We start from the raw sequence: 2,193 nt of genomic DNA, 5'->3' as shown, positions 1-2,193 counted from the left end.
GCTGTTTGACCCGGATTAAGTGGCGCCGCTTGCTCCGGAATAGGTGGCGCTGCTTGCCCGGAATAATCATTCAGGAGCTATCTGAAAGCCAAATCTATGAAGTTTCGCATCCCCATCCAGTTGATTAGAGAGAATTCACTATCCATCGAGGATGCAAGCGGAAAAGGTAGTTTGCAAGATTTAGCAACAAGAGCATGGAATTTCTGTACAGCTATCTACTACAAGGCAGGTGGGGTGCCATGGAAAGCCCAAATCAGAGAGAATGATAATCACACTTGCTTCGTTGGTATAAGCTTCTATCGTTCTCTCGATAGGACAACACTTCAAACAAGCCTTGCGCAAGTATTCGATGAACAAGGCAAAGGTGTTATTCTGCGTGGTAGTCCTGTACAAATAGACAAGACAGATAGACAACCACACCTCACTGATCAGCAGGCTTATGAGCTGTTAATCAACTCTATCAAAGGTTATCAGACAGCGGAAGGCATTTTACCTAAGCGAGTGGTAATTCATAAAAGCTCGAACTATACAGAGCAGGAAAAAGAAGGCTTCATCAGAGCCATAGAGGATAAGGAAATCTACACCTTCGACTTCGTGACCGTTATTGAAAGCGACATCAGGCTCTTCCGAACAGGTAGCTATCCACCGTTACGAGGCACATGGTTAGAACTTTCTGAAACACAACATTTACTTTATACTAAAAGCTCAATAGACTACTACCAAACCTATGCTGGTATGTATATTCCGCAGCCGATTGAAATCCGTATTGCTGAGATGAACTCATCATCGAAACAGATTTGCGAAGAAGTTCTATCACTAACGAAAATGAACTGGAACAAAACTCAGTTTGATGGTAAGATACCTATTACTATCGACTGCTCTCGTAATGTAGGTGCAATTATGAAATATCTGGATGAAAGCGAGGTGCCAAATAAAAGGTATGGCTTCTATATGTAAAAATGAACAATTATCGTTTCAACAACCAATTGATTATTGACAACTTACTTAGTTGCAGAATTTCAATACTTGTCGTAAACTCTTTATGCTGATCTTCCTTTGAAACATCTGCAAAAAGAAGCTCAGTTTTCAACTGTTCTCCTGTGTGTACTATTTTAGAGCGCACAGAATAGTATGAGTTAAACTTCTTTTTGTTCGCATCCGATTCTCCGATATACTTCAGTAAGTACTCCCTAAACTTTTTAGCAATGCTAAATTTCTTTTGGCTACATTCTGAACACGTTTCTGGCTTATGATCCTTAAACTCGAGATTGACCATTGTTTCTAATGCTGTGAATGCTGCCAATAGAGAAAGTGTTTTTCTACTGTTTCTTAACTCCACCGCAGACACGACATACGATGCTGCAATATCAGCTATTTTGGCTATTCGAGGTTCAAGGGAAAAGTAATTATCAAATAAACTATCAATTGTTTCAGGCAATTCAATTCGCTTATCCCCTTTAAAATCCAAGTTCGGGTTATTTGTATAATAATCTCTATGAGCTACCCTTTTGATAGGCTCGTATGTAGGCGCAGTAAATTGGTTTTCTTTAAATGACTTGAACATTCCAGGCGAATGATATAGCCTCATACACCACTGTGAAGATACTGAGTCAATTTCATCTCCTACTTCAGTTGCTGGTAAAGGAATTCCCCATGTCCCAGACATAGGTTGATATTTAAAAAATAAATTATTGGTAAATGTACTTAGCAAAGTAAGTAGTTTATCTTGTTTAGTTACACTTGTTGCGGTTAAATCCATTGAGTCCTGTAACTCTTCAAACTCGATAGGCACCGTGACCTTTTCGTGTTCGTCAGTCCAAAACTCTAAAATATTTGGATGATGTTCCTGATATATAGACGATGGCATACTCTCTATTTCGCATGGTAAAATTTGGAATACGTCCTTATATCTATAGTATCCACCAAGTGGAGCTTTTGTGAAGACGATCGTTCGATAAAAATTCTTCATTGGAAACTATAAACTGATTGCCATATTATGTTCCATTCTAATTAGTCAGAGTACTGTTAGATACTCTAATAACCGATTGTCGCAATTTCTGGAATCCCAAAGATTCTGGTAGGTCTACATTCAAATTTATTCTATTATCTATATTACCATAGATTATGATACCTCGATAGTTTAAGACCACTTCATCGTTTTTCTTAATTGAATCAAGCTGCTATATTGAACAG

At 38.3% G+C, this 2,193-nt stretch carries 2 protein-coding genes; one reads left to right on the top strand and one right to left on the bottom strand.

What is annotated here, in order from left to right; genetic code table 11:
* Positions 1–96 precede the first annotated feature (96 nt).
* Positions 97–957: an argonaute/piwi family protein gene (locus FVR03_RS23945; RefSeq protein ID WP_147924296.1), complete on the top strand. Its 861-nt coding sequence runs from the start codon at positions 97–99 to the stop codon at positions 955–957.
* A gap of 10 nt (positions 958–967) precedes the next feature.
* Here the strand turns inward: FVR03_RS23945 and FVR03_RS23940 are convergent, their stop codons facing one another.
* Positions 968–1,867 (bottom strand): HEPN domain-containing protein, encoded by a 900-nt coding sequence (locus tag FVR03_RS23940; RefSeq protein WP_147924295.1) that lies wholly within the window; start codon positions 1,865–1,867, stop codon positions 968–970.
* Between the last annotated feature and the right edge of the window lie 326 nt (positions 1,868–2,193).

It is taken from the genome of Pontibacter qinzhouensis, from assembly GCF_008017455.1.
In the GTDB taxonomy this organism is placed as follows: domain Bacteria; phylum Bacteroidota; class Bacteroidia; order Cytophagales; family Hymenobacteraceae; genus Pontibacter; species Pontibacter qinzhouensis.
Note: the sequence above shows the minus strand (reverse complement) of the source record. Positions and strands in the feature narration are given on the sequence as shown.

What these genes read in the sequence shown, in the direction of transcription:
- FVR03_RS23945 (WP_147924296.1), top strand. Translation starts at nt 97, where the DNA reads ATGAAGTTTCGCATCCCCATCCAGTTGATTAGAGAGAATTCACTATCC.
- FVR03_RS23940 (WP_147924295.1), bottom strand. Translation starts at nt 1,867, where the DNA reads ATGCCATCGTCTATATATCAGGAACATCATCCAAATATTTTAGAGTTT.